Annotated in this window: 26 protein-coding genes and 1 tRNA gene; 14 read left to right on the forward strand and 13 right to left on the reverse strand. The window is 71.0% G+C overall.

What is annotated here, in order from left to right; genetic code table 11:
* Positions 1–40 precede the first annotated feature (40 nt).
* Together FOJ82_RS03680 and FOJ82_RS03685 are read left to right on the forward strand one after the other, a co-directional pair.
* A complete protein-coding gene (locus tag FOJ82_RS03680) occupies positions 41–736 on the forward strand; it encodes a demethylmenaquinone methyltransferase (RefSeq protein WP_143937067.1) in 696 nt (231 codons plus the stop codon).
* Positions 736–2451: a TM0106 family RecB-like putative nuclease gene (locus FOJ82_RS03685; RefSeq protein ID WP_143937068.1), complete on the forward strand. Its 1716-nt coding sequence runs from the start codon at positions 736–738 to the stop codon at positions 2449–2451. Before FOJ82_RS03680 ends, FOJ82_RS03685 begins: the two co-directional genes overlap by 1 nt.
* Before the next feature lie 14 nt (positions 2452–2465).
* On the opposite strand, the gene FOJ82_RS03690 is transcribed toward FOJ82_RS03685, so the two are convergent.
* The gene (locus FOJ82_RS03690; protein ID WP_143937069.1) at positions 2466–3251 is read right to left on the reverse strand and encodes a tryptophan-rich sensory protein; all 786 of its coding nucleotides are present in this window, start codon (positions 3249–3251) and stop codon (positions 2466–2468) included.
* Between the two features lie 146 nt (positions 3252–3397).
* Between FOJ82_RS03690 and FOJ82_RS03695 the strand changes: the two genes are divergently transcribed.
* Genes FOJ82_RS03695 through FOJ82_RS03705 form a run of 3 tightly spaced genes read left to right on the forward strand, consistent with a single transcriptional unit; the run spans position 3398 to position 6584 of the window.
* Positions 3398–4123, forward strand: a complete 726-nt coding sequence (locus tag FOJ82_RS03695) for an ABC transporter ATP-binding protein (protein WP_143937070.1) — start codon at positions 3398–3400, stop codon at positions 4121–4123.
* Positions 4120–5229 (forward strand): COG1361 family protein, encoded by a 1110-nt coding sequence (locus FOJ82_RS03700; protein WP_143937071.1) that lies wholly within the window; start codon positions 4120–4122, stop codon positions 5227–5229. Before FOJ82_RS03695 ends, FOJ82_RS03700 begins: the two co-directional genes overlap by 4 nt.
* A gap of 8 nt (positions 5230–5237) precedes the next feature.
* The gene (locus FOJ82_RS03705; RefSeq protein ID WP_143937072.1) at positions 5238–6584 is read left to right on the forward strand and encodes an ABC transporter permease; all 1347 of its coding nucleotides are present in this window, start codon (positions 5238–5240) and stop codon (positions 6582–6584) included.
* On the opposite strand, the gene pntB is transcribed toward FOJ82_RS03705, so the two are convergent.
* Both pntB and FOJ82_RS03715 read right to left on the reverse strand, forming a co-directional pair.
* Entirely contained in the window at positions 6553–7971 is a 1419-nt protein-coding gene (gene pntB / locus FOJ82_RS03710) for a Re/Si-specific NAD(P)(+) transhydrogenase subunit beta (RefSeq protein ID WP_143937073.1), read from the reverse strand. The two genes, FOJ82_RS03705 and pntB, sit on opposite strands and share 32 nt — an antisense overlap.
* Before the next feature lie 3 nt (positions 7972–7974).
* Positions 7975–9513 (reverse strand): Re/Si-specific NAD(P)(+) transhydrogenase subunit alpha, encoded by a 1539-nt coding sequence (locus FOJ82_RS03715; RefSeq protein ID WP_143937074.1) that lies wholly within the window; start codon positions 9511–9513, stop codon positions 7975–7977.
* Positions 9514–9576: 63 nt separating this feature from the next.
* On the opposite strand from FOJ82_RS03715, the gene FOJ82_RS16845 reads away from it, so the two are divergent.
* Positions 9577–9708: a hypothetical protein gene (locus FOJ82_RS16845; protein WP_281279921.1), complete on the forward strand. Its 132-nt coding sequence runs from the start codon at positions 9577–9579 to the stop codon at positions 9706–9708.
* Here the strand turns inward: FOJ82_RS16845 and menD are convergent.
* The 5 genes from menD to FOJ82_RS03740 are packed head-to-tail and all read right to left on the reverse strand — an operon-like array spanning position 9695 to position 14627.
* Entirely contained in the window at positions 9695–11260 is a 1566-nt protein-coding gene (gene menD, locus FOJ82_RS03720) for a 2-succinyl-5-enolpyruvyl-6-hydroxy-3-cyclohexene-1-carboxylic-acid synthase (protein WP_246099730.1), read from the reverse strand. The two genes, FOJ82_RS16845 and menD, sit on opposite strands and share 14 nt — an antisense overlap.
* Positions 11257–12219: an o-succinylbenzoate synthase gene (locus tag FOJ82_RS03725; RefSeq protein WP_143937076.1), complete on the reverse strand. Its 963-nt coding sequence runs from the start codon at positions 12217–12219 to the stop codon at positions 11257–11259. Before FOJ82_RS03725 ends, menD begins: the two co-directional genes overlap by 4 nt.
* 13 nt (positions 12220–12232) lie before the next feature.
* A complete protein-coding gene (locus tag FOJ82_RS03730; RefSeq protein WP_143937077.1) occupies positions 12233–13111 on the reverse strand; it encodes a 1,4-dihydroxy-2-naphthoate polyprenyltransferase in 879 nt (292 codons plus the stop codon).
* Entirely contained in the window at positions 13108–14133 is a 1026-nt protein-coding gene (locus tag FOJ82_RS03735; RefSeq protein ID WP_143937078.1) for an AMP-binding protein, read from the reverse strand. Before FOJ82_RS03735 ends, FOJ82_RS03730 begins: the two co-directional genes overlap by 4 nt.
* A gap of 2 nt (positions 14134–14135) precedes the next feature.
* The gene (locus FOJ82_RS03740; protein ID WP_221933005.1) at positions 14136–14627 is read right to left on the reverse strand and encodes a TM2 domain-containing protein; all 492 of its coding nucleotides are present in this window, start codon (positions 14625–14627) and stop codon (positions 14136–14138) included.
* 106 nt (positions 14628–14733) lie between these two features.
* Between FOJ82_RS03740 and FOJ82_RS03745 the strand changes: the two genes are divergently transcribed.
* From FOJ82_RS03745 to FOJ82_RS03760, 4 genes are all read left to right on the forward strand, one after another.
* Positions 14734–14988, forward strand: a complete 255-nt coding sequence (locus FOJ82_RS03745; protein ID WP_143937079.1) for a PLD nuclease N-terminal domain-containing protein — start codon at positions 14734–14736, stop codon at positions 14986–14988.
* Positions 14989–15057: 69 nt separating this feature from the next.
* Positions 15058–15675: a dihydroxyacetone kinase subunit DhaL gene (gene dhaL / locus FOJ82_RS03750; RefSeq protein ID WP_143937080.1), complete on the forward strand. Its 618-nt coding sequence runs from the start codon at positions 15058–15060 to the stop codon at positions 15673–15675.
* A 17-nt stretch (positions 15676–15692) separates the two neighbouring features.
* Positions 15693–16520 carry a nucleotidyltransferase family protein gene (locus FOJ82_RS03755; protein ID WP_143937081.1) on the forward strand — a complete coding sequence of 276 codons (828 nt, stop codon included), beginning with the start codon at positions 15693–15695 and terminating at the stop codon, positions 16518–16520.
* Positions 16517–17707, forward strand: a complete 1191-nt coding sequence (locus FOJ82_RS03760) for a GHMP family kinase ATP-binding protein (protein ID WP_143937082.1) — start codon at positions 16517–16519, stop codon at positions 17705–17707. Before FOJ82_RS03755 ends, FOJ82_RS03760 begins: the two co-directional genes overlap by 4 nt.
* Here the strand turns inward: FOJ82_RS03760 and FOJ82_RS03765 are convergent.
* Positions 17704–18612 carry a cation diffusion facilitator family transporter gene (locus FOJ82_RS03765; protein WP_143937083.1) on the reverse strand — a complete coding sequence of 303 codons (909 nt, stop codon included), beginning with the start codon at positions 18610–18612 and terminating at the stop codon, positions 17704–17706. The two genes, FOJ82_RS03760 and FOJ82_RS03765, sit on opposite strands and share 4 nt — an antisense overlap.
* Positions 18613–18630: 18 nt before the next feature.
* On the opposite strand from FOJ82_RS03765, the gene FOJ82_RS03770 reads away from it, so the two are divergent.
* Both FOJ82_RS03770 and FOJ82_RS03775 read left to right on the forward strand, forming a co-directional pair.
* Positions 18631–20097, forward strand: a complete 1467-nt coding sequence (locus tag FOJ82_RS03770) for a patatin-like phospholipase family protein (protein ID WP_143937084.1) — start codon at positions 18631–18633, stop codon at positions 20095–20097.
* Between the two features lie 36 nt (positions 20098–20133).
* Positions 20134–21444: a hypothetical protein gene (locus FOJ82_RS03775; protein ID WP_143937085.1), complete on the forward strand. Its 1311-nt coding sequence runs from the start codon at positions 20134–20136 to the stop codon at positions 21442–21444.
* On the opposite strand, the gene FOJ82_RS03780 is transcribed toward FOJ82_RS03775, so the two are convergent.
* The 3 genes from FOJ82_RS03780 to FOJ82_RS03790 are packed head-to-tail and all read right to left on the reverse strand — an operon-like array spanning position 21399 to position 23022.
* The gene (locus tag FOJ82_RS03780) at positions 21399–21920 is read right to left on the reverse strand and encodes a hypothetical protein (RefSeq protein WP_143937086.1); all 522 of its coding nucleotides are present in this window, start codon (positions 21918–21920) and stop codon (positions 21399–21401) included. The two genes, FOJ82_RS03775 and FOJ82_RS03780, sit on opposite strands and share 46 nt — an antisense overlap.
* On the reverse strand, positions 21917–22471 hold the full coding sequence (locus tag FOJ82_RS03785) for a hypothetical protein (RefSeq protein WP_143937087.1): 555 nt from the start codon (positions 22469–22471) through the stop codon (positions 21917–21919). Before FOJ82_RS03785 ends, FOJ82_RS03780 begins: the two co-directional genes overlap by 4 nt.
* Positions 22468–23022, reverse strand: a complete 555-nt coding sequence (locus FOJ82_RS03790) for a hypothetical protein (protein WP_143937088.1) — start codon at positions 23020–23022, stop codon at positions 22468–22470. The genes FOJ82_RS03785 and FOJ82_RS03790 overlap by 4 nt, the downstream gene beginning before the upstream one ends.
* A 284-nt stretch (positions 23023–23306) precedes the next feature.
* Between FOJ82_RS03790 and FOJ82_RS17005 the strand changes: the two genes are divergently transcribed.
* Positions 23307–24590, forward strand: coding sequence for a DUF222 domain-containing protein (locus FOJ82_RS17005; RefSeq protein ID WP_425472474.1), 1284 nt, complete (start codon positions 23307–23309; stop codon positions 24588–24590).
* Here FOJ82_RS17005 and FOJ82_RS03800 read toward each other — a convergent pair.
* A tRNA-Lys gene (locus FOJ82_RS03800) sits at positions 24552–24624 on the reverse strand. The genes FOJ82_RS17005 and FOJ82_RS03800 overlap by 39 nt on opposite strands.
* A gap of 49 nt (positions 24625–24673) precedes the next feature.
* On the opposite strand from FOJ82_RS03800, the gene FOJ82_RS03805 reads away from it, so the two are divergent.
* On the forward strand, positions 24674–25315 hold the full coding sequence (locus FOJ82_RS03805) for a hypothetical protein (RefSeq protein ID WP_143937090.1): 642 nt from the start codon (positions 24674–24676) through the stop codon (positions 25313–25315).
* The last annotated feature ends 150 nt before the right edge of the window (positions 25316–25465 follow it).

Raw genomic sequence — 25465 nt, forward strand, 5'->3', positions numbered from 1 at the left:
GCGAACTGCACCTGTCGTTGCGCGGCGATAGGCTGAGGGGATGCAGCACACGCGAGCGGACCTCAACAAGCAGACGGCCGAGGTATCGGCCATGTTCGACGGCGTCGCGGAGCGTTACGACCTGCTCAACAGCATCCTCTCCTTCGGCCAGGACCGCGCCTGGCGCAGGGCCACCGTCGCCGCCGTGGCACCTCGCCCGGGCGAGCGGATCCTCGACCTGGCCGCCGGCACCGCCAAGTCCTCCACCCCCTTCGCCGACGCCGGGGCGGTCGTCTTCCCCACGGACCTGTCCATGGGCATGCTGCGCGTCGGCAAGTCGCACCAGCCCGGGCTCGACTTCGTCAACGGCGACGCCCTGCACCTGCCCTACGCCGACGAGGTCTTCGACGCCGTCACGATCTCCTACGGCCTGCGCAACGTGGAGCGCACCGTGGAGGCGCTGGCCGAGCTGCACCGCGTGACCAGGCCGGGTGGCCGGATCGTCGTGAACGAGTTCTCCACGCCCACCGCCGGGGTCTTCCGGTTCCTCTACGAGGAGGTCGCCCTGCGCGCCGTGCCGCTGGTGGCGAGGATCTCCAGCAACCCCGTCGCCTACGGCTACCTCGCCGAGTCCATCCTCGCGTGGCCTGACCAGGCCGGGCTGGCCGACCTGATGGTCGCCGCCGGCTGGCGCGACGTCGAGTGGCAGAACCTGACCGGCGGCATCATCGCGCTGCACCGCGCCCGGAAGCACTGATGGCAGAGTTCACCCTCGGCTCCTACGCGGCCCGCAGCTGCCCGGTCAAGACGTTCAACGACTTCGACCCGACACTGCAGCAGCCCGCCCTCGACCACTCGCTGCGCGAATCGTTCCAGGGCGGCGAGGACCAGCGCAAGCTCGTGCTCGCGAGCATCGTGGAGCAGGACTCGAGCGTGGTGGACCTGCGCTCGCTGGGAACCGACCACTGGGCCGAGCTCGAGGCCTCCACCCTGGGGGCGATGTCCGACGGGGCCGATGTAGTGGTGGGCGGCGTGCTGCCGCTGGACCTCGCCGGGCACCGCAGCGGCAGGGCCGACGTGCTCGTCCGCGGCGACGACACCCCCGACGGGCGTCCCGGCTACTGGCCCATGCGGATCAAGAACTACAAGGTGCTGGAGCGCCAGGTGGGCTGCACGGACCTGCAGTACTCCACCATCGACGACCTCGGGGCCATGCAGGTGCTGCCTGACCTGCGCTACCGCGCCTACCGGCAGGCAGCGCTCCTCGAACTGGCACACGTGTGGCGGTTGCTGGAGACGGCGGGCTTCGCCTCAGCGACCCCGCTGGCGGGCATCGTCGGCACGGACAAGCCGCACAGCCCCGGGGAGGGCCCCGCCGTGGCGTGGGTCCGGCTGGACCACCGGTTCCTGCGCACCTTCTCCCGCACCTCCCCCACCGGGCACCGGATGCGCTCGGCCCTCGAGCGCTACGACCACGAGCACGGCTTCCGCGTCCACGTCGCCGAGCAGGCCATGCGGCGCACGGGCGTCGACGATCCCGAGCCCGTGGTTCGTCCCATCCGGGTCAAGGAGTGCGAGTGGTGCGCCTGGTGGGAGGTCTGCCGCCCGCGGATGGACGACGACGACCTCTCGCTGCGGATCTCCAAGACCCCCCTCGACGTGCGGGAGCTGCAGACCCTGATGGGTCTGGGCATCGGCACGGTCGCGGAGCTGGCAGAGGCCGACATCGAGGCGATCCTGCCGCAGTACCTGCCGCTGACCGCGCACCGGGACCACTCGGAGCAGCGCCTGCGCACCGCCGCCCGGCGCGCCCGGATGCTCGCAGCCGGCGTCGAGCTCGAACGGGTCTCCTCCGACCCGATCGCCGTGCCCCGCTCGGACGTCGAGATCGACCTGGACATCGAGACCGCGGAGCGCGACGTCACCTACCTGTGGGGGGTCCTGGTCACGGACCGGCGCAGTGGGGAGCAGTACTACGAACACTTCAGCGCGTTCGCCGACCAGTCGGGGGACGAGGAGGTCCAGCTTGCCGTGCGGTTCGCCCGGTGGTTGGTGGACTTCGTCGCGGCCCACCCGGAGGCGCTGGTGTTCCACTACAGCGACTACGAGACGGTGCACCTGCGCCGCCTCGCCGAGCGCAGCAACCACCCCGACCTGGTTGCGGCCTGTGGCCTCGTGCGCGACCACTTCGTGGACCTGTTCGGCCACGTGCGCGACAACTTCGTCGGCGTCGACGGCCTCGGCCTGAAGGTGGTGGCCCGCAAGGGTGCCGGCTTCAACTGGCGCGACGACGACGCGGGCGGCCTGAACTCGCAGACCTGGTTCGCGGCCTCGATCAGCGCAGGGACCGACGCCGGGCGCGCCGCCGCCCGCACCCGGGTGCTGGAGTACAACGAGGACGACGTGCGCGCCACGTGGGCCGTGCGCGAGTGGCTCGACGGCGTCGACGCCGGACCCCCGGCCGGCGACTGACTCCCCCGCGCGTCCTAGGCGATGGCGGCGGTCCTGCGGCGACGCACGAGGAACGCCACCAGGCTCAGTAGCACCAGCACCACTGCCACGGCGGCGGCAACGGCAACGGGGACCGACTGCGGGTCTCCGGCGGTGCGTCCGATCGCGATCCAGGTGAACGCCCACGCCATGGCGCCGGCGATGGCCACTCGCGGACCGAAGGCCCACTGGTAGAGACCGTGCAGGGCGGCCGCGACTGCGATCACGATGACGGCGAGGACCGCAGCAAGGGACCCCTCCGGCTCCCATCCCGACGCCGCACCGGCTGCCGCGATGTTGGCGCAGGACGCGGCGGTCACCCAGCCGAGGTGAAGTCCGTGGGTGCCGTCCACGACGATCCGCGCGGGCCACGAGTCGTCGGGGTTGCGGTGCAGGTTGCGCACCAGCAGGCCGAGCACCAGCGCGAGGGCGAGGATGACGACGACGCTGAGCCAGATCAGGTCCGCCTGGGTCACCAGGAGCCAGGAAGAGTTCAGGATCAGGCTCGCGCCGGCGAGCCAACCGATCGAGCGTTCCCGCTCGGAGGACGCGTTGCGCGGCAGCCACTGCCACACGACGTAGGCGATGAGGCCGGCGTAGATGAGGCTCCAGATGGAGAAGGCGGGCCCGTCGGGGGCCAGCAGCGTCGCCTCGTCCGACAACGCACCGCCGGCGGACTCGGCCACCCGTTGCCCGATGACCCCCGTGCCGAAGAGCAGGCCGACTGCGCAGAACACGGCGCTGGCGGTGACGAACAGGCGGCGCAACAAGTCTCGGTGCATGTCCCGACGATACCCGTGAGGGGGTCCCACCCATCCCGCGAGCGCATGGCAGTCAGACCTGGGTCCACGAATCTCACCCCCGTCTGGCGATGGCCCCCGGGCCGCCCTATGCTCATCGCAGATCGCGTTACATAGAAGGGGTGGGGATGGATGCGGAGCCGGCTGTCGAGACCAAGGACCTGAGCAAGGTCTACCGCGTCGGTGGATCGCCCGTCGTGGCTCTGAACCGGGTGAATCTCAGCATCCCCCGCGGCAGCTTCACCGCGGTGGTCGGCACCTCCGGCTCGGGGAAGTCCACCTTGCTCAACATGCTCGGCGGGCTCGAGCTCCCCACACACGGCCAGGTCCACGTCGCCGGGCACCGACTCGAGACCATGAGCGAGACGGAACTCGTGCGCTTCAGGCGGGAGAACGTCGGCTTCATCTTCCAGTCGTTCAACCTGATCGAGTCCCAGACCGCCCTCGACAACGTGGCGATGCCGCTGTCGTTCCGCGGCTGGTCGAGGCAGCGTCGCAGGGAACGCGCCCGGCTGGTGCTGCACCAGCTCGGTCTGGGCCACCACCTGCACCACAAGCCGTCCCAGCTCTCGGGCGGGCAACAGCAGCGGGTGGGCATCGCGCGCGCCCTGGCCGTGCAGCCGTCGATCGTCTTCGCCGACGAGCCCACCGGCAACCTCGACTCGAGGACGGCCGAGCAGACCCTGAACCTGTTCCGCGCCGTCGTGCGCCGGTTCAACCAGACCTGGGTGATGGTCACCCACGACCAGCACCTCGCCAGCTTCGCCGACACCATCGTCTCCATCAGCGACGGGCGCATCAGCAACATCACTCAAGTCGAGCACGACGACACCCTCCGGAAGGTCGCAACATGAAGCTTCTCCGACCCCTGGCGCTGCTGGCAGCGCTGTGCCTGGCACTCCTGGCGCCGGTCCACGCCCACGCCGGCAACGGCACCGACGGCCTGGTCACCGAGGACGGCGCCGGCGTCGGTGCGGGCTCCGGCGACGGGACCGGCGGGGATGCCGGCGACGGTGGTGGCGCACCGGAGGGCCCGGCCGGGGTCTCCGTGCCCAGGGTGATGCTCACCGAGTTCATCAACGTGCCGCTGGAGGTGACCGCGGGGGACGCGGTGACCGTCTCGTTCACGCTGCAGAACATGTCGCGCAGCACGCGCGTGAACAACCTGCGGGTCACCCTGTCATCCGACGAGGCGGGCGCCTTCCTGCCCGTCAACGGCTCCGCCTCCACCTACATCTCCACGATCCGCGCCGAAGGGTCCGTGACCCGCGAGATGACGCTGCGCACGATGCCGTCGCTCGAGGAGAAGCCCTACTCACTGACGTTGCGGATCGAGTACGAGGACGCGCGGGCCAACGCGTTCGAGTCCACCGAGCAGGTGGCGATCGTGGTCCGGCAGACGGTGCGCGCCGACACCTCGACCGCACAGGTGATGCCGGAGGCCATCATGGCCGGCCAGCAGGCGTCGGTCAGCTTCAGCATCAACAACCTCGGCAGGAACAAGCTGTTCAACGCACGGGTCACGGTGCCGGAGGGCCAGGGCCTGGCGGCCCAGGAGGTCTTCGTCGGCACCATCGACGCAGGGGCCTCGGGAGCCGTGGACATGACGGTGCAGTCGCTGGAGGAGACCCCCGGGCCCGTCACCGTCCAGGTCAGCTACGAGGACGCGGCCGGCGTGGTGACCACCCTGGACAAGGAACTGGCCCTCGTGGTGCAGCCGGAGATGCTCCCCGAGGAGGAGTTCCCCGTCGAGGAGGAGTTCCCGGTGGAGGAGGAGTCCGGATTGCTGGGCGGGATCCCGGCCGGGGTGGTGGCGATCGCCGCGGCAGTGTTGGTGCTGCTGCTGGCGCTCGTGATGTTCCTGGTGGGTCGCAGCCGCAGGCGGCGCCGCGCCCGGGAGAAGGACTCGGACATGGCCCTGCTCGACGGTGACCCACTGCTCCCCACAGACGTCGCGTAGGTCCCGGCATGCGCTTCGGCGACCTGGTCCGCTCCAGCCTCACCAGCCTGTGGCAGCGGAAGTTCCGAACCTCGCTCACGGTGATGGGCGTGGTGATCGGGACCATGGCAGTGGTGGTCATGGTCTCGCTCGGTGTGGGGTTGTCGAAGGCCCAGCTCGACTCCATCGAGCAGTACGCCAGCCTCCGCCAGATCACCGTCCACGCCACCTCGATGATGGAGGGCGAGCCGGATGCCGACGTGGTGGCCATGGACGACAACCTGGTGGCCGAGCTGGAGTCGCTGCCGGGGGTCTCCGACGTCTGGCCGGTCTACTTCGCCGACGCGGAGGTCAACCTGCGGGGGACGGTCAACTGGATGCAGCTCATGGGGGTCCCGCACTCGATGCTGGAGTCCCTCGACGTGGAGTTCGCCTCCGGCGGTGTCCCCGAGGTGGGAGCACCGCTGGCCCTGGTGGCCGGCGACAAGGTGGGCGAGATGTACTTCTGGGACCCGGTCACCGGCATGCCGCTCGAGGTGGACATGGCCACCGAGCAGTTCTTCGTGACCTTCCCCGGCGGCGCCGGACCGGGCGAGCCGCAACCCGGCGGGGGCGACGGTGAGGACCCGGTCACGGTGGCGCCGCCGCAGAAGTTCCTGGTCCCCGTCGCGGGTGTCCTGGCGGGCGAGGAGATGGAGTGGGGCCAGCACTCGGGGATGCTGTACGTGGACATGGCAGCCCTGGTCAGGACGCTGGAGGAGGCGTTCCCGGGCAAGGCCCTGCCCGGCCAGCCGGCCACCCCCAGCGGCAAACCGGTCGGCGCCTTCGTCTACTCGCAACTGGTGCTCATGGCCGACGACGTCGCGGCCGCCAAGGAGTTGACCACGTCCCTGCGGGAGCAGGGCTACCAGATCGACGCAGCCGTGGAGTGGATGGACCAGATGGAGCAGCAGTCGGCTCTGATCCAGGCCGTCTTCGGCGGCATCGGGCTGATCTCGCTCCTGGTGGCCGCCATCGGCATCGCGAACACGATGCTGATGAGCGTCTACGAGCGCACCCGCGAGATCGGCATCATGAAGGTCCTGGGCGCGGCCCTGCGCGACATCCGCAACATGTTCCTGCTGGAGTCGGCGTGCATCGGGTTCTTCGGCGGCTTCTTCGGGCTGCTGCTGAGCCTGGCCGTCTCCGCGGTGCTGAACGCCACCCTCGGCGGCGCCATGGACATGGGCATGGGCGCCAGCGAGCTCTCGGTCATCCCCGCATGGCTCGCCCTGGGCGCGGTGGCTTTCTCCACGCTCATCGGCACGGTCGCGGGACTGGTCCCCGCCCAGCGGGCGATGCGGCTCAGCGCGCTGGGAGCGATTCGCGCGCAGTGACGGGCAGCGCGGCGACGATGGCCTGCGTGGAGGCCTTCGCGTCCCCGAAGCACATCAGCGTGTTGTCCCGGAAGAACAGCGGGTTCTGCACGCCCGCGTAGCCGGCGGCCATGGAGCGCTTGAACACCACGACGGTGCCCGCCTCCCACACGCGCAGCACCGGCATGCCCGAGATCGGCGAGCCGGGGACCTCCGCGGCGGGGTTGACGGTGTCGTTGGCACCGATGACGAGCACGACGTCGGTGTGCGCCAGGTCGTCGTTGATCTCGTCCATCTCCAGGACGATGTCGTAGGGCACGTGCGCCTCGGCCAGCAGCACGTTCATGTGCCCGGGCAGGCGCCCGGCCACGGGGTGGATGCCGAAGCGCACCTCGACGCCCCGCTCCTGCAGCTGGTTGACGAGGTCGGCCACCGGGTACTGCGCCTGCGCGACGGCCATGCCGTAGCCGGGCACGATGACGACGCTGCGTGCGTCCGCGAGCAGGTGGGCCACCTCGGTCGTGGACGCCTCGCGGTGCTCCCCCGCCTCGCCGGTGGTGGCCGGGGCGGTGTTGTCGCCGAAGCCGCCCAGGATCACGGAGATGAAGGAACGGTTCATCGCCTTGCACATGATGTAGGAAAGGATCGCGCCGGAGGCCCCGACGAGGGCGCCGGTGATGACCAGCACGCTCATGTCGAGCATGAAACCGCTGAATGCCGCGGCCCAGCCGGAGTAGGAGTTCAGCATCGAGATCACCACGGGCATGTCCGCGCCGCCGATGGCGGCCACCAGGTGCACGCCGAGCCACAGCGAGAGCACGGTCATCGAGACGAGGGCGATGATCGAGCCGCTGCCCAGGTACCACCAGCCGAGGAGCGCGATCGCCACGACGGTGGCCAGGTTCAGCCAGTGCCTGCCCGGCAGCACCAGCGGCCGCGACTTCAGTTTGCCGTTCAGCTTGCCCCAGGCGACGATGGAGCCGGTGAACGTGACCGCACCGATGAAGATGCCGAGGTAGACCTCGACGGCGTGGAACGGTTCCGGGTCGGGGTGCTGGAAGTGGACGTTGAATCCCACCAGCACGGCTGCCGCGCCGACGAAGCTGTGCAGCAGCGCGATCAGCTCGGGCATCCCGGTCATCTCGACCCTGCGGGCGCGCCACACGCCGATGGTGCCGCCGATGGCGATGGCGGAGTACAGGAGGACGGCCGACAGCGGCTGCAGCTCGTGGTTGCGGTAGTCGGTCCAGGCGATGGCGAAGTTGGTGGCGACGAGGGCGAACACCATCCCCATCACCCCGTAGACGTTGCCACGCCTGGCGGTCTCGTGCTTGCTCAGCCCGGCCAGCGCGAGGACGAACATCAGGCCGGAGGCGATGTAGGTGGCGTCGATGAAGTTGTTCAGCACGGCTCAGCCCTTCCTGAACATGCCCAGCATGCGGGCGGTGACGGTGAACCCGCCGAAGACGTTGATGGAGGCGATGAGGACGGCCACGAAGGCCAGGCCCTTGACCAGCCACGAGTCGCTCGCGAGCTGGGTCATGGCGCCGACGATGATGATGCCGCTGATGGCGTTGGTGACGCTCATCAGGGGCGTGTGGAGCGCGTGGGTCACGTTCCACACGACGTAGTAGCCCACCACCACCGCCACCGCGAAGATCCCGAAGAGGGACACGAACCCGGTGGGAGCGAAGGTGAGAGCGGCCACCAGCCCAAGTGAGCCGACGCCGACCGCGACCACCTGGTGCCACCAGGGGCGCTTCGGTCTCGGTGGTTCCGGTTCGGCCGCCGGCTCGGCGACGGGGGCCGGTGCGGGGGCGGCGGAGACCTGGATCGGGGGTGGCGGGAACGTGACCTCGCCGTCCCTCGCGACGGTCATGGTGCGCACGATCTCGTCGTCGAAGTCGACGACCAGCCGGCCGTCCTTCCCGGGGGTCATGAGGGCCAGGACGTTGACGAGGTTGGTGCCGTAGAGCTGGGAGGCCTGCCCCGGGAGCCGGGCGGCGAGGTCGGTCCAGCCGATGATGGTGACGCCGCCGTCGGTGATGAACGTCTCCCCGGGGCGGGTCAGCTCGCAGTTGCCGCCGCCGGCTGCCGCGAGGTCGACGATCACCGAGCCGTTGCGCATCGAGGCCACCATCTCGGCGGTGATCAGTCGCGGCGAAGGTCGGCCGGGGATGGCTGCGGTGGTGATGATGATGTCCACCTCGGCGGCCTGCTGCGCGTACAGCCGGGCGGCGCGTTCGGCGTAGTCGGCGCCCACCTCGCGTGCGTAGCCGTCGGAGCTCACGCCCTGGTCGTCGGCGCCGACGTGCAGGAAGGTGGCGCCCATGGACTCCACCTGTTCGGCCGTCTCGGGGCGCACGTCAGTGGCGCGCACGACGGCGCCCATCGCGCCGGCGGCGCCGATGGCGGCCAGGCCGGCGACGCCGGTGCCGGCCACGAGCACCTTGGCGGGCGGGACCTTGCCCGCGGCGGTGACCTGGCCGGTGAAGAACCTGCCGAAGACGTGGGCCGCCTCGACGACGGCACGGTAACCGGAGATGTTGGCCATGGCGCTGAGCGCGTCCATCGACTGGGCGCGGGACGTGCGCGGCACCATGTCCATGCTCATCGCGGTCACGCCCTGCGCGGCGAGCCGGGCGGTCAGCCCCGGCTCCTGGCGGGGGGTCAGGAAGGCGACCAACACGGCCCCGGCTCGCATCGTCGCGAGCTGGGCATCCGTGGGCGGGTGGAGGGCGACCACGACGTCGCCACCCCACACGTGTTCGGGCCCGACGACCAGCGCACCGGCCTCCGCGTAGGCGGCGTCGTCGAAGGCGGAGCGCTCGCCGGCCCCCTCCTCGACGAGCACCCGGTGGCCGAGGTCCAGCAGTTGCCGGACCGTCCGAGGGGTGGCCGCGACCCGGGTCTCGCCGCGGGCGGACTCGTTGGGAACTCCGATATCCATGTGGCACAAACTAGCCGGAGTCATCCGTGTGGATAGCGGCGGGGTCGGTGCAAGATGGGTCGCATGGCGGTCGAGGTGAGGACAGAGACCCGGTTCGAGGGCGTGCAGGCGGTGCTCGGGCCGAGGAGACCGACCTCCAACGTCTGGCTCGGGTTCCCCCGCATCCTGAGGCGCCACGACCTCAGCTCCTTGTGACCCCGGTCCGCGGGATCCTCGCCACCACGAGTTGGCGACCCTGCACCCGGGCGGCCAGCGCCGCCTCCAGCTCCTCGGGCGTGCCGACCGTCGTGGCCCGCCAGCCGAGAGCCGCACCGACGGCCGCCAGGTCGAGGCCCTGCGGGGTTCCGAAGACGCGTTCGAAGGCCGGCGCGTAGGCGGGGGCGCCCTGCTCGAGCGTCTCGAAGATGGCACCACCGTCGTCGTCGGCCACCACCACCCTGAGGTCGGCCGCAGGCTCCTGGGCGGGGTGGACCAGGGCCCCGAGGTCGTGCTGCAGCGTCAGGTCGCCGAGCAGCACCGTGGTCGGTCTGCCGGTGGCGAGCGCGACCCCGGTGGCGGTCGCGAGCGTGCCGTCGATGCCGGCGAGCCCACGGTTGGCCCAGGTCCGGATCGGGTGCGGGGCGATCGGCGCCAGGTCGGCGTCGCGGATGGTCTGGCTGGAGCCCAGGAACAGGTTGTCGCCCGGCGCGACGCTGCCGAGCACGCCGGCGACGACGGCGGCCCGGTCGAGGCCGGGACCGCCACGGGCCGGGAGCGCCTCGTCGGCGGCGAGCCACTGCGCGAGCCAGCCCTCCGGCTGGCCCGTCAGGAGGACCCGGTCCGCCACCACCGATGCACGGGACCCGACGTCGAACCAGTCGGCCCGGTCGCTGACCACCACGAGTTCCACGTCGGGCCGCGACAGCAGGCGGGTCACCGGCCGCGACAGCGTCGGGTGCCCGAAGCAGACCACGCGCTCGATGCGCCCGCCGAGCTCCGACTCCAGCAGCAGTCGGTAGCCGGCAACCGCGTTCCCACCGGCGCGGGCGTTGCTCGAGGGTTCGGCGAACAGGGGTGCGCCCGCGAGTTCCGCCGCCGCGCGCGCCTCCGTGCCGACGGCGGCGCCGGCATCACCGACGAGCACCACGGTGGGGCGCTCGTCCAGCTCGACGACGGTGGCGCCGACGCTCCCGGAGACCTCCGCCACGCGCACCTCCACGTCCGGGACGGGCCCGACGTGCGGCGAGGGGAACTCCACGTTCAGCTGCACCGGGCCGGGGCGCCGGGTCCGCACCCCGGCTGCGAGCACGTGGGCGCGCTGCACGGCCGCGGTCCAGGCCTCGACGCTGCCGGAGGCCGCGGACAACCGCAGCACCCCCAGCGCGGAGGGACCGAGGACGCCCACCTGGTCCGTGGTCTGGTTGGCGCCGGTGCCGACGGCCTCGGCCGGCCGGTCCGCCGTGACGAGCAGCAGCGGGACACCGGCCGCCCGTGCCTCCATCGCGGCCGGGGCGAGGTTGGCGACGGCGGTTCCCGAGGTGGTCACCACGGCCACCGGGCGCCCCGACGCCTTCGCCAGGCCGAGGGCGGTGAAGGCGGCGACGCGCTCGTCGACGCGCACGTGGAGGCGCAGCCGGCCGGCCGCGTCGGCCGCGTGCAGGGCCAGGGACAGGGGCGCGTTGCGGGAACCGGGGGCGAGCACGACGTCGGTGGCACCGCAGGCGGCCAACGTCTCCACGACGACCGCTCCCAGCAGTGGTGAGTTCACAATTCCTCCAAGTCAGGCCTGCCGAGCAGCGCGGCCGCGCGCCCCAGCCGTTGCCGCCACCAGAGTGCCACCTCGGGGGCCGCCGCGACCCGTGCGAGCGCGTCCCGGTCCACGTGCAGCCCCCGAACCGGCAGCTCGCCGTCGACGGCCCGCAGGGGGTCGTGGGCGACGTCGTCGAGGAGCAGTGACGCGGTCTCGAGGCCGCAGGCGTGCGAGAGTTCCGGGAGCGCGGCTGCCAGTGCCACGCCGGCGCGCAGGCCGACCGAGGTCTCCAGCGCGCTCGAGACCACCGCTGGCAGCCCGAGGCGTTCGGCCAGTTCGAGCGCGGCGCGGACCCCGCCGAGGGGCTGCGCCTTGAGGATGGCGACGTCGACGATGTCCCTCACTGCGAGGGGGTCGACCGCCCGCCGGATGGACTCGTCGGCGGCGATCGGCACGGCGATCCCCGCGGCGTCGAGGCCGCGACGCAGTTGCCGCAGCTCCTCGACGCTGCGGCACGGCTGCTCGGCGTACTCGAGCCCGAACTGCGAGAGCTCGCGCAGCGCCTCCAGCGCACCGGCGACGTCCCAGGCCGCGTTGGCGTCCACGCGCACCAGCCCGTCGGGCCCGAGGGCCTCGCGCACCGCCGCCACGCGGGCCACGTCGTCGCCGAGTCGCTCACCGCTCTGGGCGACCTTCACCTTCGCGGTCCGGCAACCCGCCTGCCGCACCCTCGCAGCGGCCTGCTCTGGGCCGACGGCGGGGACGATCGCGTTCACGGGCACGCTGCTGCGGACGGGGGTGGGGAACCCGACCTCGGCGGCCTCCAGCGCGGCCGCCAGCCAGCGGGCGGCCACGGCGTCGTCATACTCGGGGAACGGGCTCCACTCGCCCCACCCGGCCGGCCCCTCCAGGAGGACGCCCTGCCTGCGGGTGATCCCCCGGAAGCGCGTGGTGAGTGCGATGTCGTAGACGATCACGGCAGCACCGGGCTCAGCCCGCGAAGGTGCCGACGAGCAGGCCCAGGCCCACGCCGAGCTCGGTCATGCTGGTGCCGCGCAGCAGCGGGATCAGGGCGGTTCCCGTGGCACCGCCGAGCATCCGGCTGAGCGGCGCGAACGCCATCCCGAAGGCCAGCAGCGCGATCAGCGCGGCCCACGTGGTCAGGGCCGCGAAGACCACCACCGACACGGCCGCGAGCGCGACCAGGGCGACGTAGAACCAGCGGGTGCCGGCGTCGCCGAGGCGGGTCGCGAGGGTCAGCTTGCCGGCGTCCCTGTCGCGCTCCAGGTCCCGGAGGTTGTTGACCACCAGCAGCGCGCTGGCCAGCAGGCCGATGGCGCAGGCGGCGGCCCACGTCGCCGGGGGCACGGCGTCGCCGATGACGTAGGCGGTGCCGGAGACGGCCACCAGGCCGAAGAACACGAACACGAACAGCTCGCCGAGACCCAGGTAGCCGTAGGGCCGCTTGCCGCCGGTGTAGAACCACGCGGCGAGGATGCACACCAGGCCGACGGCCACCAACCACCAGTGGCCGGTGACGGCCACGATGACCAAGCCAGCCACGGCGGCGACGCCGAAGCAGATGAACGCGGCCCGCTTCACAGCTGCGCCGCTGGCAAGGCCGGAGGCGACGAGGCGGACCGGACCCACTCGGTCGTCGTCGGTGCCGCGCACGCCGTCGGAGTAGTCGTTGGCGTAGTTGACGCCGATCTGGAGGCCGAGGGCCACGAGGAAGCACAGGAGCGCCAGCGGCCAGTCGTACACGCCGGAGAAGGCGGGCACCGCGGCACCGGCGAGGACGGGCGCGAGCGCCGCGGGCAAGGTGTTCGGGCGCGCGCCGGCCACCCAGACGTTGATGGTGTCTCTCATGATTGGACCCACTCTAGGAGAGCGGAGCGGTCCGGTTTGCCACCCGCGGTGCGCGGCAGGGAGTCGACCAGCACGAACTGACGCGGCAGTGCGCTCCTGGGGAGGTCCGCCGCGAGCGCGCCCCGCCACGCGCCGAGGTCGCCGTGGGTTGCGAACAGCACGATCCGGACGCCCCACTCCTCGTCCGGGACCGCGAGCACGGCAGCGTCCGGCTCGCGTGCTTCCACCGCCCTGCGGATCCGGCCGAGATCGACGTTCACCCCGCCGGTGATGACGACGTCGTCGAGCCGGCCCCCCACCACGAGGTGGGTGCCGTCGAAGGTGCCGAAGTCCCCGGTCAGGAACTCCCCCGCCGGCGCCTCGCCACCCAGGTAGCCGTCGAACAGCATCTGTCCGCCCAGGGCGATCCGGCCGCTCCCCTCCGGCGCGCGCGCGTCGGGCACGATCCGTACCTCGACGCCGGGCAGCGGGACCCCGTCCCAGACGCAGCCGCCGCACGTCTCGCTCATGCCATAGGTCTCGATGATCCTGATCCCGGCCGCCTCGGCCCGCTCCCTGAGTTCCCTGCCCAGGGCGGCCCCGCCGACGAGGACGGCGTCGAACCCGGCCAGCCGTGCCGTCACGGTCGCGGACCGCAGGGCGCGGTGGAGTTGCGTCGGCACGATGGACAGCGCATCACCCTCGCCGGTGGATCGCGCGTCCGAGAGGTCGGTGGCGCCCAGGACGGGGCTCCGGCCGGCGGCGTGCGAGCGCACCAGGACCATCAGACCCGCGACGTAGTGCGGCGCCAGCGCGAGATGCCAGGTGAGGGGGGCGCCCAGCCGCTGCTGCGACGAGGCCGCCGCGGACCGGAGCGCGGTGCGGGACAGCACCACTGGCTTGGAGTCCCCGGTGGAGCCCGAGGTGGCCACGACGGCGCCGACGTCGGCGGGCAGTTCCGGTGGCACGCCGGGTGCCAGCCAGAGCGCGGGACCGCCCTCCAGCATCCGGGCGACGGCCCCGGCGGCCCACGCAGCCTCCACGCTCAGCGCCCGAGCTCCGACTCGGGCTTGGCCAGGATGATGATGAAGTCGACCAGGGCCCACAGGCTGTTGGCGGCCGACAGGAGGTACCCGAGACCGGCCATCAGCAGGAGGCTGTCGACCTGCGTGCTGCCTGCGCCCACCACGCCGCCGATCATCAGCAGGAAGCTGATGACGGCCAGCGCGAGGTGTCCGAGGCCGAGGGCCGTCCTGCCGAGGTAGAAGGAGTGTGCTCCGATTCCCCCCAGGAAGAACGCGAGCAGCGCGGCCGCCACCTTGGACTTCGCGGGCGCCTGCGGGTAGGACTGCACCCTGTAGGACATGGCTCCGTAGCTGCCGTAGGGGCTCGGCTGGGCGTACGGGTCAACGCTCTGGCCGTAGAGGTTGGTGGTCGGCGACGGTCGCGGCGACGGGGTGCCGTGGTGGCCGTAGCCGGTGGGTTCGAACGAGGGACCCGGGCCACCGGGGCCATGGGCGTCGTACGGGTTGCTCATTCGCGTCCTCCCTGCCGAACCGAGCGCAGCTGCAAACACCCCGAAGGTAGCACCCGCCGCCCCGAGCGGGATTCGTTCGCACGGCTGCGGCAGGTAGGCTGGCGGCGTGACCCGGGTACTCATTGTCGTCGTGATCGTCGCCCTGACGATCTACTGCATCGTGGAATTGGCCCAGTCGCACACCTACCGCGTCCGGAAGATGCCGAAGTGGCTGTGGGCCTTCACCGTGATCTGCCTGCCGGTGATCGGCCCGTTGGCCTGGCTGATGTGGGGACGCCCCACGGGCGAGGACCCGCGTCGGTTGCCGAGGGACCAGGGCCCGGACGGCGACGAGGACTTCCTGCGCGGCCTCAGGCCGTGAGTGCGATCGCCCACTGACAACCTCGATAGACTTGCCGCGGCCTGGAACGGCCCGGAGGAGGAATGCCGGATGACAACCGACAACGACGTGATCCGCGACTGGCTCGAGCGAGCCACTGCAGTGCTCGAGGAGCACGCCGCGGAGCTTGACGAACTCGATCGTGCAGTAGGGGACGGCGACCACGGCACCAACATGCTGCGCGGCTTCCGCGCGGCGCTCGACAGCGTCGTCGCCGACGACTCCCCTGCCCGGAACATCAAGCACGTCGGCATGGCGCTGGTCAGCAACGTCGGTGGCGCCTCCGGACCGCTGTTCGGGACTTTCTTCCTGCGCGCCGGGCAGGCCTGGGGCTCCCCGGTGAGCACCGCCTCCCTCGCCCGCGCGATGCGCCTCGGACTGGAGGGAGTGGTCGCCCGCGGCAAGGCCGAGGTGGGTGACGCGACGATGGTGGACACCCTCGCACCGACCATCGAGAGCCTCGAGGCGTCGGTCGCGGCCGACGTCGACCTGCAGGACGCGATCGGCGAGGCCGTCGCAGCAGCGCAGGAAGGTGCGGAAAGCACCCGGCCGCTGGTGGCCAGGCGCGGCCGGGCGAGCTACCTGGGCGAGCGCAGCATCGGCCACCTGGACCCGGGCGCGGTCTCCGCGTCACTGCTGGTGTCCACACTTTCCGCCGACCACGACTGACCAATAGGGTGGGGGCCATGGCACCTGACACCATCGCACCCCCCACCAAAGCTGTCATCCTGGCCCGCGGCCTCGGCTCGCGAATGCGCAAGGAGGCCGACGGCGTCGAGCTGAGCGACGAGCAGTCGAAGGCCGCCTCCGCCGGCGTGAAGGCAATGATCTCCGTGGGTCGTCCGTTCCTGGACCACGTCATGTCCGCCCTCGGCGACGCCGGGTTCACCCAGGTCTGCCTCGTCATCGGTCCGGAGCACGACATGATCCGCGACTACTACGACAACATCGACAAGTCGCGCCTGAGCATCAGCTACGCCATCCAGGAGGAGCCGCTCGGCACCGCCAACGCCCTCCTGGCCGCCGAGGAGTTCGCCGGCGACGACCGCGTGCTGGTGATCAACTCGGACAACTACTACCCGGCCGAGGCGCTGCGCCAGCTCGCCGACGTCCCGGGCTCGGCCCTGGTCGGGTTCGAGCGCGAGGCGATGCTGAGCGAGTCCAACATCGACCCGGAGCGCATCAAGGCCTTCGCCCTGGCCACGGCCGATGCCGAGGGCAACCTCGACGAGCTCGTCGAGAAGCCCGACGACGCCACCGTCGAGCGGCTGGGCGACGACGCGGTGCTGTCCATGAACTGCTGGCTGTGCGGGCCCGCGATCTTCCCCGCCGCCAAGTCGATCCCGAAGTCCGCCCGCGGCGAGTACGAGATCACCGACGCCGTCCGCGCGGCCATCGATGCCGGGGACCCCTACCGGGTGGTCCGGGCCAACGTCGGCGTGCTGGACATGTCCAACCGCGGTGACATCGCATCCGTCGTCGAGGCCCTCGGGGACCGCGAGGCCAACTTGTGACACAGATGTTCGTCCCCGGCCGCCTCGAGGTGCTCGGCAAGCACACCGACTACGCAGGCGGCCGGTCCCTCCTGGCTGCCGTGGACCGCGGCATCACGATCATCCTCGACGACAACGGCGAGGGGATCTCGGCCACCACGTCGGCCAGCCCGGACGTCCTCGTGCTGCACCCAGGCGACCGCCTGGACCTGCCCACCGGCCACTGGGGCGGCTACCTCCAGGCCGTGGTGGACAGGCTGGCGCTGAACTTCGGCGAACTGAGGCCGGCGCGTCTCGAGATCGACTCGGACCTGCCGCTGGCCAGCGGGATGTCTTCCTCCTCCGCGCTGGTCGTGGCGATGGCCCTTTCCCTGGTCGACCACAACGGCTTCCGGGAGACGCCGCAGTGGAAGGAGAACATCACCTCCGCGATCGACCTCGCGGGCTACATGGCCTGCTTCGAGAACGGCATGACCTTCGGCACGCTCGAGGGCGTTCGGGGCGTGGGGACCTTCGGCGGCTCGGAGGACCACACGGCGATGCTGTGCTGCCGGCCGGACCAGCTCACCCAGTTCTCCTTCTGCCCCATCGTCGAGCACGAGTCGGTGCCGTTCCGCCCGGAGTGGTCGTTCGTCGTCGCCGTCTCGGGGGTCCTGGCCGAGAAGACCGGGACGGCGCTCGCGTCGTACAACAGGGCGTCGCAGCAGACGCGCGACATCATCGCCGCCTGGAACACCGCCACCGGGCGCGCGGACACCGTCATCGCCGACGCCCTGGCCTCCGACGAGGACGCGCTCGAGGGCCTGCGCGCGGTGGTCTCGCACTCCCCCGACCTGACCGCCAGGCTGCGGGCCTTCCTCACGGAGTCCGAGGAGGTCATCCCCGCCGCCACCCGGGCACTGGCCGCCGGCGACCTGTCCGAGTTCGGCCGCCTGGCGGACCTCTCGCAGCGCAACGCCGACGAGGTGCTCGGCAACCAGATCCCGGAGACCAACCGCCTGCAGGCGTTGGCGCGCGAACTGGGGGCCGACGGTTCTGCCGGTTTCGGTGCCGGCTTCGGCGGCTCGGTGTGGGCGCTCACCCGCACCGCCGACGCTGAGGCCTTCGCCACCGATTGGCTCACCCGCTACGTCTCGGAGTTCCCAGAGGTGGCCGGACGCGCCACCACCCTGGTCACGCGCCCCGGTGGACCGGCCCGGCACCTCTAGTAGTCGTAGTCCATGTCCTCGTAGCTGCGGGGGTCCTCGATGGGCTCCAGGTGACCGGTGACCCACAGGTCCGGGAACTCCTGGCGGATCTCGCCCACCAGGTCCTCCATCGCGTCGTGGCCCTGCTGAACCGTCCACGCGCCGGGAACCAGCATGTGCATCTCCATGAACTTGCGGGTCCCCGACTCCCGGGTGCGGATGGCGTGGAAGGCCATGGTCTCCGAGGTGTGCGCGTCCAGGATCTCGCGCAGCCGCTGGTTCTCCTCCTTCGGCAGCGAGATGTCCATCAGCCCCTCGGTGGACTCCTTCACGAGCCCGTAACCGGCCCACAGGATGTTGAGGCCGACCCCGATGGCCAGCAGCGGGTCCAGGATGGTCCATCCGGTGAGCATCACCAGCAGGATCCCGATGGCCACGCCCACGGAGGTGTAGACGTCGGTCATCAGGTGCTTGCCGTCGGCGCGCAGCGTGATCGAGTTGTGCCGACGACCGGCGCGCATCAGGGTGACGCCGACGACGCCGTTGGCCAGGGTCGCCACCAGTGAGATGGCGATGCCGAGGCCGAGTTGCTCGAGGGGGCGCGGGTCGAACAGCCGGATGACCGCGAACACGATGATCGAGGCGGCCGCGACGAAGATCATGATGCCCTCGACCGCGGCGGAGAAGTACTCCGCCTTGGTGTGGCCGAAGTGGTGGTTCTTGTCCGCCGGCTTGGCCGCCACCTTGAGCGCGACGAGCGCCACGATCGCGGCCACCAGGTTCACGATCGACTCGGCGGCATCGGCGAGCAGGCCGGCTGAGCCGGTTAGCAGGTACGCCCCGGCCTTCAGCGCGATGGTGAACACTGCCGTCGCGACGGCGAGCCAGCCGTAGCGGGTCAGATCGGGCCTGGTCTCGGTTGTCACGCCACTAGACTCCCACGCATGGCAAGGACGGGCTGGCTGGGACTTCCGCTATTCGGATTCACCCCCCACGAGGAGACGGTGGCCTGCGTGCTCTCCGGCGGGGGTTCCCGGGCGAGCTTCCAGCTCGGGGCGCTGGCCTGGCTCTATGAGCACGACCCCAAGTTCAGGCCCACCATCTTCGTCGGCACGTCGGCCGGGGCGATCCTCGCCGCCGCGCTCGCCCAGGGCGGCAACGCCCAGGAGCAGCAGGCCTACGCGGAACTGCTGCGCGACATCTGGTTGGGAATGACCAGGTCGGAGGACATGTTCATGCCTCGGCCGTGGATGGCGCGCGCCAAGCAGGAGATGCCGCTGTGGTTGCAGATCGTCGATCCCCCGGAGCAGGTCGAGCCGCCCACCCGGTCCTTCGCGGCCAGACTGCCGTTCCGGCGCCGGCCGGAGCATTCGGCCGCCAGCCCAGCCAGTCCACCGTCGCCCATCGACCCGCTCGAACTGGCGCTCACACCTGACGAGGACCTGCACGCGGAGTGGTCGCTGGCGGACCTGGCCACGATCATGGGTCACCTCGGGTCGCTGCCCCGGATCGGGACGGACCTCGCCACGATCCGGCTCGGGATGGAGCAGACCCGCTCCATGTACCGGCCCGGCCCCATGCTGGCGCGCCTCCTGGACAAGGAGGTCTTCGACGGCGACCGCGTGGCCGCCTCGGGAAACACCATGCGGATCGCGATGGTCTCGCTCGAGTCCGGACAGCTGCACTACATGCGCGAGGACGGCCGGATCGTCGACCGCACCGACCGACTCATCGACGACAGGCCGCACAACCTCGCCACCGGGGTGCTCGCCTCCTGCTCCATCCCGGCCGTGTTCCGCCCGGTCCCCCTCGGACGCGACACCTACGTCGACGGCGGGGCGCGCGAGAACCTGCCCGCCGAGCTCGCGATCGGACAGTTCCGCTCCGAGCGCACCTACGTGATCAGTTCGCAGTCGACCGGCGTCTCGGCCCGCCAGTCCATGGCTGATGCTGACCTGTTCACGGTGGTCACCCGCTCGATGGAAATCCTCATCGACGAGGCCACGCGTGACGAGCTGGCCTACGCCCACTCCGCCGGCGCCATCGTGATCGACCCGGAGGTGGACGTGCACGAGGCCATGACGGTCCACCCCGGCCTGATCCGGATCAACATGGACTACGGCTGGATGCGGGCCGCCGAGGAGGTGCTGGGGCTCGGGACCGCGCAGGAGGCCCGCACCTCGCGGATCACCGTCCTGCGCATGCAGTCCCTGCAGTTGGAGCAGCAGATCTCCGACGGTGCGGACACGGCCAGCATCGGGGCCCGGCTCGCAGGCGCCAAGGGCGAGTTGCGCCGTCTGGTCGACGCCTCCCCTCCGGAGGCGCTGCCCCCTGGCGCGGACCAGTGGTGGCGCAGCTTCGAGCACCACCCAGAGGAGCCCACGTTCGAGAAGTCGTGGCTGGGCGGCTGACCCGCTGAGGAACCGCTTCGCTATACGCTTTGGGCCATGCAGACCCTCGACGAGCTCGGCCGCCTCGTGCAGGCCAGCTTCGGCCTGTGGCGCCGCCACCTGCCTGCGCTGCTGACCTGGTTGGCCATGGGCTGGGCCGTCCGAGAGCTGTCGTTCCAGCTGGGGGTCCTCTTCGGGCCGAACCGGGTGGCGGCACTGGCATGCTTCGCGTTCGGCATGGTCTTCTGGGTGGTCTGCATCATCGGGATGCTGTTCACCGTCACCCGGCGCCCGCGCGCGTTCGACGACCTCCGACTCCGCACCGGCGCGCCTCCCGTCGCCACGCGCCGCTGGCGCGACGTGATGGTGGAGGCCGTCGTCCCGTTCCTCGCGCTGTACGCGGTCTGGGGCCTGACCGAGGACCAGGTGCAGCGCGCGTTCACGGCCAACCTGACCTGGTGGGGAATCGACGCCGCCAACTTCTCCATCTCCTTCGCGCAGTGGCAGCTCTACATCGTCGTCACGGTGGTGGCCTGGGCGCTGCAGGCGGCGCTGGGGCTGATGTTCAGGCGTCGCCGCAAGGGCGTGGTCCTGAGCGTGGTGCTGACCTTCCTGCGAGGGGTGGCCATCCTCACGGCCTTCCTCGGCCTGGACACGGTCTGGGCGCGGATCCTCGGCTGGCTGCAGGACCGCCGGGTGTGGGGTTGGGGAAGCGATGCCTGGAGTGGCTTCGTCGACGCCCTCCCCCGGTGGCAGCTGCCCGTCGGGATGACCCTGCCCGAGGCCGTCAACGAGTTGGGGCAGCTCGTCTGGACCGGGCTCCTGCCCGGCGTGCTCGGAGGGGTGGTGCTGCCGCTGCTGTGGCTGGCCCTCACGGCACTGACGGTGGGCTGGAACGACTTCACCAGCGGCGTCACCGGTGGGCGGCTCGCCGGGATCCTCGACAGCGCCACGGGCAGGGCGAAGCGGCTCGGCGACCGCAAGGAGCGCACGCCGCTCGCGGTGGCGGGTCGGGTGGCGGCCAGCCAGCTGGAGCCGCTGCTTCCGGTCGTAGAGGCCTTCCGGCTGGTCATGCGCGCCGGGCTCCCGCTCCTCGGCGCCTACCTGGTGCTCGCGGCCATCGGGCGCGGCCTGGGCGTGTGGCTGGACGACGCCGTCATCTGGCTGATCGGGCCCAACACGACGGCGGTCACCATCCGCTACACGGCCGTGACCGAACTGTTGGCCGAACTGGTCGCGTGGCCGCTGCTGGCCTGCCTCTACGCGGCCACCTTCGACAGGGTCCTGCAGGTCACCGTCGTGGCGGATCAGCCCTCGGCGGATCAGCCCTCGGCGGAGAAGCCGATGCCGGCCCGCTCGACGCCGTAGAACCGGAGTGCGACCCGCGCGCCGTCGAGGGCGCTCTCCGGCACCACCCACCCGACGGAGATCGTGCGCACGATCCCGGCAGTGACGTCCTCGCCGTCGACCCGGTGGCAGTCGGGTTCCAGTTCGAGGTCGTAGGCGACGTCGTAGTCGGGGTACCAGGAGTCGGGACCGTTGTGGAGCCGGACCTCGCAGGCCAGGTCATAGGGGTCGAGCGGCACCTCCCCGACGCGCTGCCTGATCTCGGCGACGACCGCCACAGCGCCGGTGGGCACGGGATCGCTGATCCCCTGCGGCTCGTATTCGACCGCCGAGACGCTGAGGAGTTCGAACTCCATGCCCAGCACTTCCTGGACCTCTCCGGGGCCGGCCCAGTGCATGATGATGGGCTGTTGCCGGTGCGAGGTGACCAGCCCGAGCCCGACCGCCGTCGCCAGTGCGAATACGAGCGCCACCGCGGCCGGCAGCCACCTCCTCATCGGGTCACCTCCGTGGTGGGCGGTCCGATGACGTGCGAGTCCTCAACGTCGGCGTCGTCCGGCACCACGTCGGCCACACGCACGCCGGCACCATGGGTGAACAGGAAGCCCTGCGAGCGCTCGATGGTGAGTTCGACGTCGTCGAGCGCATCCGGTGGGAGCTGGAACACCGACGTGCCGGACCCGGTGAACCCGGGATCGGTTCTGGGCACGCCCATCAGGCCCGCCACCTCGTCGCGCTCATGGAACACCGTGCCGTCCGCGGTGACGAGTGCCACCGGGCTGAACGCGGCGCTCTGTCGCTTGGCGGCAGCCTCCCACTCCACCACCACCCAGACGCCCTCGGTGGACATCGGCTCGTCGCGGACGATGACCTCCCGGGCCAGCCGGACCTCGGTGACCCGCACGTCGTAGTCGGGTGTCGAGATGGTCTCGCCGACCTCGCCGGCGTACCAGCGGGTCACCATCTGGGACTCGTCGGTCACCATCGAGACCAGGCCGACGCCTACGAGGCACAGGAAGAAGGCGAGGATGCGCCCGGGGCGTGTCACTCCTCCACCTCCAGGACCGTGCAGACGAGGTCCACCACTGCCACCAGTTCGGACGGGTACCAGCGGTCGCTGGAGAGGTAGCCGTCGTCGGAGGACTCGTCGAACAGGCTCACGGTGATCGCCTCGTCCGGGCCCCACAGGGGTTCCTCCGTCTCCAGCCGGATGCTGGCCTCGGCGGCGAAGCCCGGGTCGAACCCGCCGCCGGCCAGGTTCCTGGTGGTGTACCACTCGCCGTCGAAGCCGTAGCCCTCACCGGTGGGCAACTCCACCCCGACTGCCGGTTCGAGCATCTCGAGGGTGGCCCGCCAACGGTTCGTGGCGTCGAGTCTGATGACGACGGCGCCACCGTCGGAGTCCTCGGAGGGCTCGATCTCGCAGCCGTGCAGCGTGATGTCCCAGCGGGTGAGGGAGACCTGTTGGCCAGCCTCGACCCTGTACGGCGACGTGTCCCTGGGACCGAACCCACCGACCAGCGCGATCACGCCGAGCACGGCGCCGACCACCAGGAGCGTGAGCAGCCACGTCCGCACCGTCGGGTTGATCCTCGCCATGGTTCGCAATCGTAGGGCTCCGGTCGGCCACGCCGCACCACGGGCCGGAAGAGCCGAAATAGTTGTCCACAGCGATTCGCTCAGGCGTTCCATTCCGCCCCCGTCTCCGGTAGAATTCACACATGGAAGACATCGCCGCCACCCTCGCGAAGGAGCTCCTCGAGATGGAGCAACTCTCCGAGCTCGTGGCCGCGCGCAAGGTCATGCTGCTGGCCGAGCTGGCCGCCAACTATCACCTCACCGAGGACGACGTCGTCGAGGTGCTCGTGGAGAAGCAGATCCCGATGGGCGACGGCGCCCCGAGCGTGTCGGAGTTCCTCTGTCTGGAGGTGGCAGGGCTGCTCCGCTGCACGCCCGCAGCTGCCGGCGGACGGATCGCCGACGCCGTGAACCTCAAGTCCCGCCATCCGCGCCTGTACGCGGAGATGCGCGAGCTGAGGGTGTCCGCGGATCGGGCGTGTGCGGCGGCGCGCAAGTGCCAGCACCTGCCGCAGCCCGTGGCCGAGCAGGTCACCGACCGCTGGATGCGTACCCAGCACCGCCACGGCTGGACCGCCGCGTTCAACCGTCTGGACAAGGAGATCGCCAACGCGGCTCCCGAGATCACTGCGGCACGGGAGCGGCGGACCCGGACGCAGCTCGGAGTGCACGTCTGGGGCCTCCACGAGGGCACCATGAACCTCACCGGGCGGCTCGAGACCCTCGACGCCCGCTACCTCGACGCAGCGGTCGAGCGCATCGCCGAGATCCTGGGCGCCGAGTCGCCGGAGGCCACCAAGGAGGTCCTGCGCGCCAGGGCGTTGGGCGTCCTGGCCAACCCGGCCCACGCCCTCAGCCTCCTGCAGCAGGCCGCCCAGCCAACCCTCGACGCGATCCCGGCCGAAGAGAACCAGGCACGCCACGACCCCCACGGCTGCCGTGGCCACCTCTGCGGCACCATCACCACCCCGCTGCACAAGCTGCGGCCCCAGCTGGGCATCGCGGTGCACCTGCACGTCGACGCCCTGGGCGGCCTGGAGGGTGCGGCCCGGATCGAGAGGGCGGGACACATCACCACCGCCACCCTCGCGGAGGCGCTGAGAGGGGTCGACATCACCGTGCAGCCGGTCATCGACCTCGACAACGTCCCCGCTGAGGACCGGTACGTCCCCACCACGTCGATGCGCAGGGTCGTCGAACTGGCCGCCCCGTACGAGCCGTTCCCGTTCTCCACCCGCGGACCACACCGGCTCGACCTCGACCACACGGTGCCGTACCAGCCGGGCGCGCCCGGGCAGACGCGCCTCGGGAACCTGGCACCCCTCAGCAGACGCGTGCACCGGGCGAAGACCGCCGGCCACTGGCGGGTGGAGCAACCGAGGTCAATGACCTTCGTGTGGCACAGTCCGCTGGGATTTCAGTACGAGGTGCATCCGGCAGAGGGCACGCGCAGGGTTGTACCTGTCGCCCGCAGCGGCATGCCCCAGCAGTACGCCGAGCTCGTGGCACGCATCCGCACCGAGAAGCCCTCGCCCGCCACGATCCTTCGGTGCGCCCAGCGGGGCTCGAACCCGCGACCCGAGGCTTAAAAGGCCCCTGCTCTACCAACTGAGCTATAGGCGCCCGCACAGTCTAGTGCCTCCTCGCACTGGGTGCGTGGCAGGCTGGGCGCGTGGCTGACTACCTGGGACTGATCATCGCGCTGGCCATCGGCATCCCCCTGCTCGTGGTGGCGGTCCTGTTCGACGCCCGTCGGCGGCGCCGGCTGGAGGGCGACGGCGAGTCCCCGCCGCAGCGCGGCGCGGTCGAGGTCGACGCGCACCTGCCCCGTTACGTCACGGAGAGCGACATCGAACGGCTTCCCCTGCCCGGAGCCGGCGGGAAGGCGGCCAGGGAGCACCCCGGCACGGCGTTCGGGTTCGGGCACGCGCTGCCGGACTTCGCGACCGCCGGTGAGCAGGCGGAACTGCTCGACGTGCGCATCCTGATGGTCGACGGCGAGGTCACGTCGATCCGCGAACTGCTCGCCCTCCTCGCGACAGCGACCGCGGACGCGCCGCTGGTGATCGTGGCGAGCGGCTTCCACGAGGACGTGCTCGGCACCCTCCGCGCCAACCGTCGCGCCGCCGCCACTCAGGTGGTGGCGGCCACGGCGTCGGAGAAGGACCTCCACGAGCTGGCCGCCGTGGTTGGCGGCGAGGTCCTGACCGTCCCTGACCTCAAGGCCGGCTACACGCCCGAAGCAGCCCTGGGCAGGGCGGATGCCTGGACCAGCGACCTCGGGCGCACTTGGGTTGAGCCCAGCAAAGCCTGAACCTCAAGTGCTGCTTGAGACGCTCCGGGGAACCCGCCTCCCGAGCCATTCTCAGCCGGTTCTCAGCATTGGGGCGAATCAAACACCACACTCACGCGACGAGGTGAAATACGTAGTCAAAGCCCATTCGGATGAAATCGAACTGGCGAA

It is taken from the genome of Tessaracoccus rhinocerotis, assembly GCF_007197885.1.
GTDB classification, from domain to species: domain Bacteria; phylum Actinomycetota; class Actinomycetes; order Propionibacteriales; family Propionibacteriaceae; genus Arachnia; species Arachnia rhinocerotis.

Bases quoted from the DNA above. Each gene is read 5' to 3' on its own strand.
- FOJ82_RS03680 (WP_143937067.1), top strand. From the start codon at position 41: ATGCAGCACACGCGAGCGGACCTCAACAAGCAGACGGCCGAGGTATCG.
- FOJ82_RS03685 (WP_143937068.1), top strand. From the start codon at position 736: ATGGCAGAGTTCACCCTCGGCTCCTACGCGGCCCGCAGCTGCCCGGTC.
- FOJ82_RS03690 (WP_143937069.1), bottom strand. From the start codon at position 3,251: ATGCACCGAGACTTGTTGCGCCGCCTGTTCGTCACCGCCAGCGCCGTG.
- FOJ82_RS03695 (WP_143937070.1), top strand. From the start codon at position 3,398: ATGGATGCGGAGCCGGCTGTCGAGACCAAGGACCTGAGCAAGGTCTAC.
- FOJ82_RS03700 (WP_143937071.1), top strand. From the start codon at position 4,120: ATGAAGCTTCTCCGACCCCTGGCGCTGCTGGCAGCGCTGTGCCTGGCA.
- FOJ82_RS03705 (WP_143937072.1), top strand. From the start codon at position 5,238: ATGCGCTTCGGCGACCTGGTCCGCTCCAGCCTCACCAGCCTGTGGCAG.
- FOJ82_RS03715 (WP_143937074.1), bottom strand. From the start codon at position 9,513: ATGGATATCGGAGTTCCCAACGAGTCCGCCCGCGGCGAGACCCGGGTC.
- FOJ82_RS16845 (WP_281279921.1), top strand. From the start codon at position 9,577: ATGGCGGTCGAGGTGAGGACAGAGACCCGGTTCGAGGGCGTGCAGGCG.
- FOJ82_RS03730 (WP_143937077.1), bottom strand. From the start codon at position 13,111: ATGAGAGACACCATCAACGTCTGGGTGGCCGGCGCGCGCCCGAACACC.
- FOJ82_RS03740 (WP_221933005.1), bottom strand. From the start codon at position 14,627: ATGAGCAACCCGTACGACGCCCATGGCCCCGGTGGCCCGGGTCCCTCG.
- dhaL (WP_143937080.1), top strand. From the start codon at position 15,058: ATGACAACCGACAACGACGTGATCCGCGACTGGCTCGAGCGAGCCACT.
- FOJ82_RS03755 (WP_143937081.1), top strand. From the start codon at position 15,693: ATGGCACCTGACACCATCGCACCCCCCACCAAAGCTGTCATCCTGGCC.
- FOJ82_RS03770 (WP_143937084.1), top strand. From the start codon at position 18,631: ATGGCAAGGACGGGCTGGCTGGGACTTCCGCTATTCGGATTCACCCCC.
- FOJ82_RS03775 (WP_143937085.1), top strand. From the start codon at position 20,134: ATGCAGACCCTCGACGAGCTCGGCCGCCTCGTGCAGGCCAGCTTCGGC.
- FOJ82_RS03780 (WP_143937086.1), bottom strand. From the start codon at position 21,920: ATGAGGAGGTGGCTGCCGGCCGCGGTGGCGCTCGTATTCGCACTGGCG.
- FOJ82_RS03790 (WP_143937088.1), bottom strand. From the start codon at position 23,022: ATGGCGAGGATCAACCCGACGGTGCGGACGTGGCTGCTCACGCTCCTG.
- FOJ82_RS17005 (WP_425472474.1), top strand. From the start codon at position 23,307: ATGGGCGACGGCGCCCCGAGCGTGTCGGAGTTCCTCTGTCTGGAGGTG.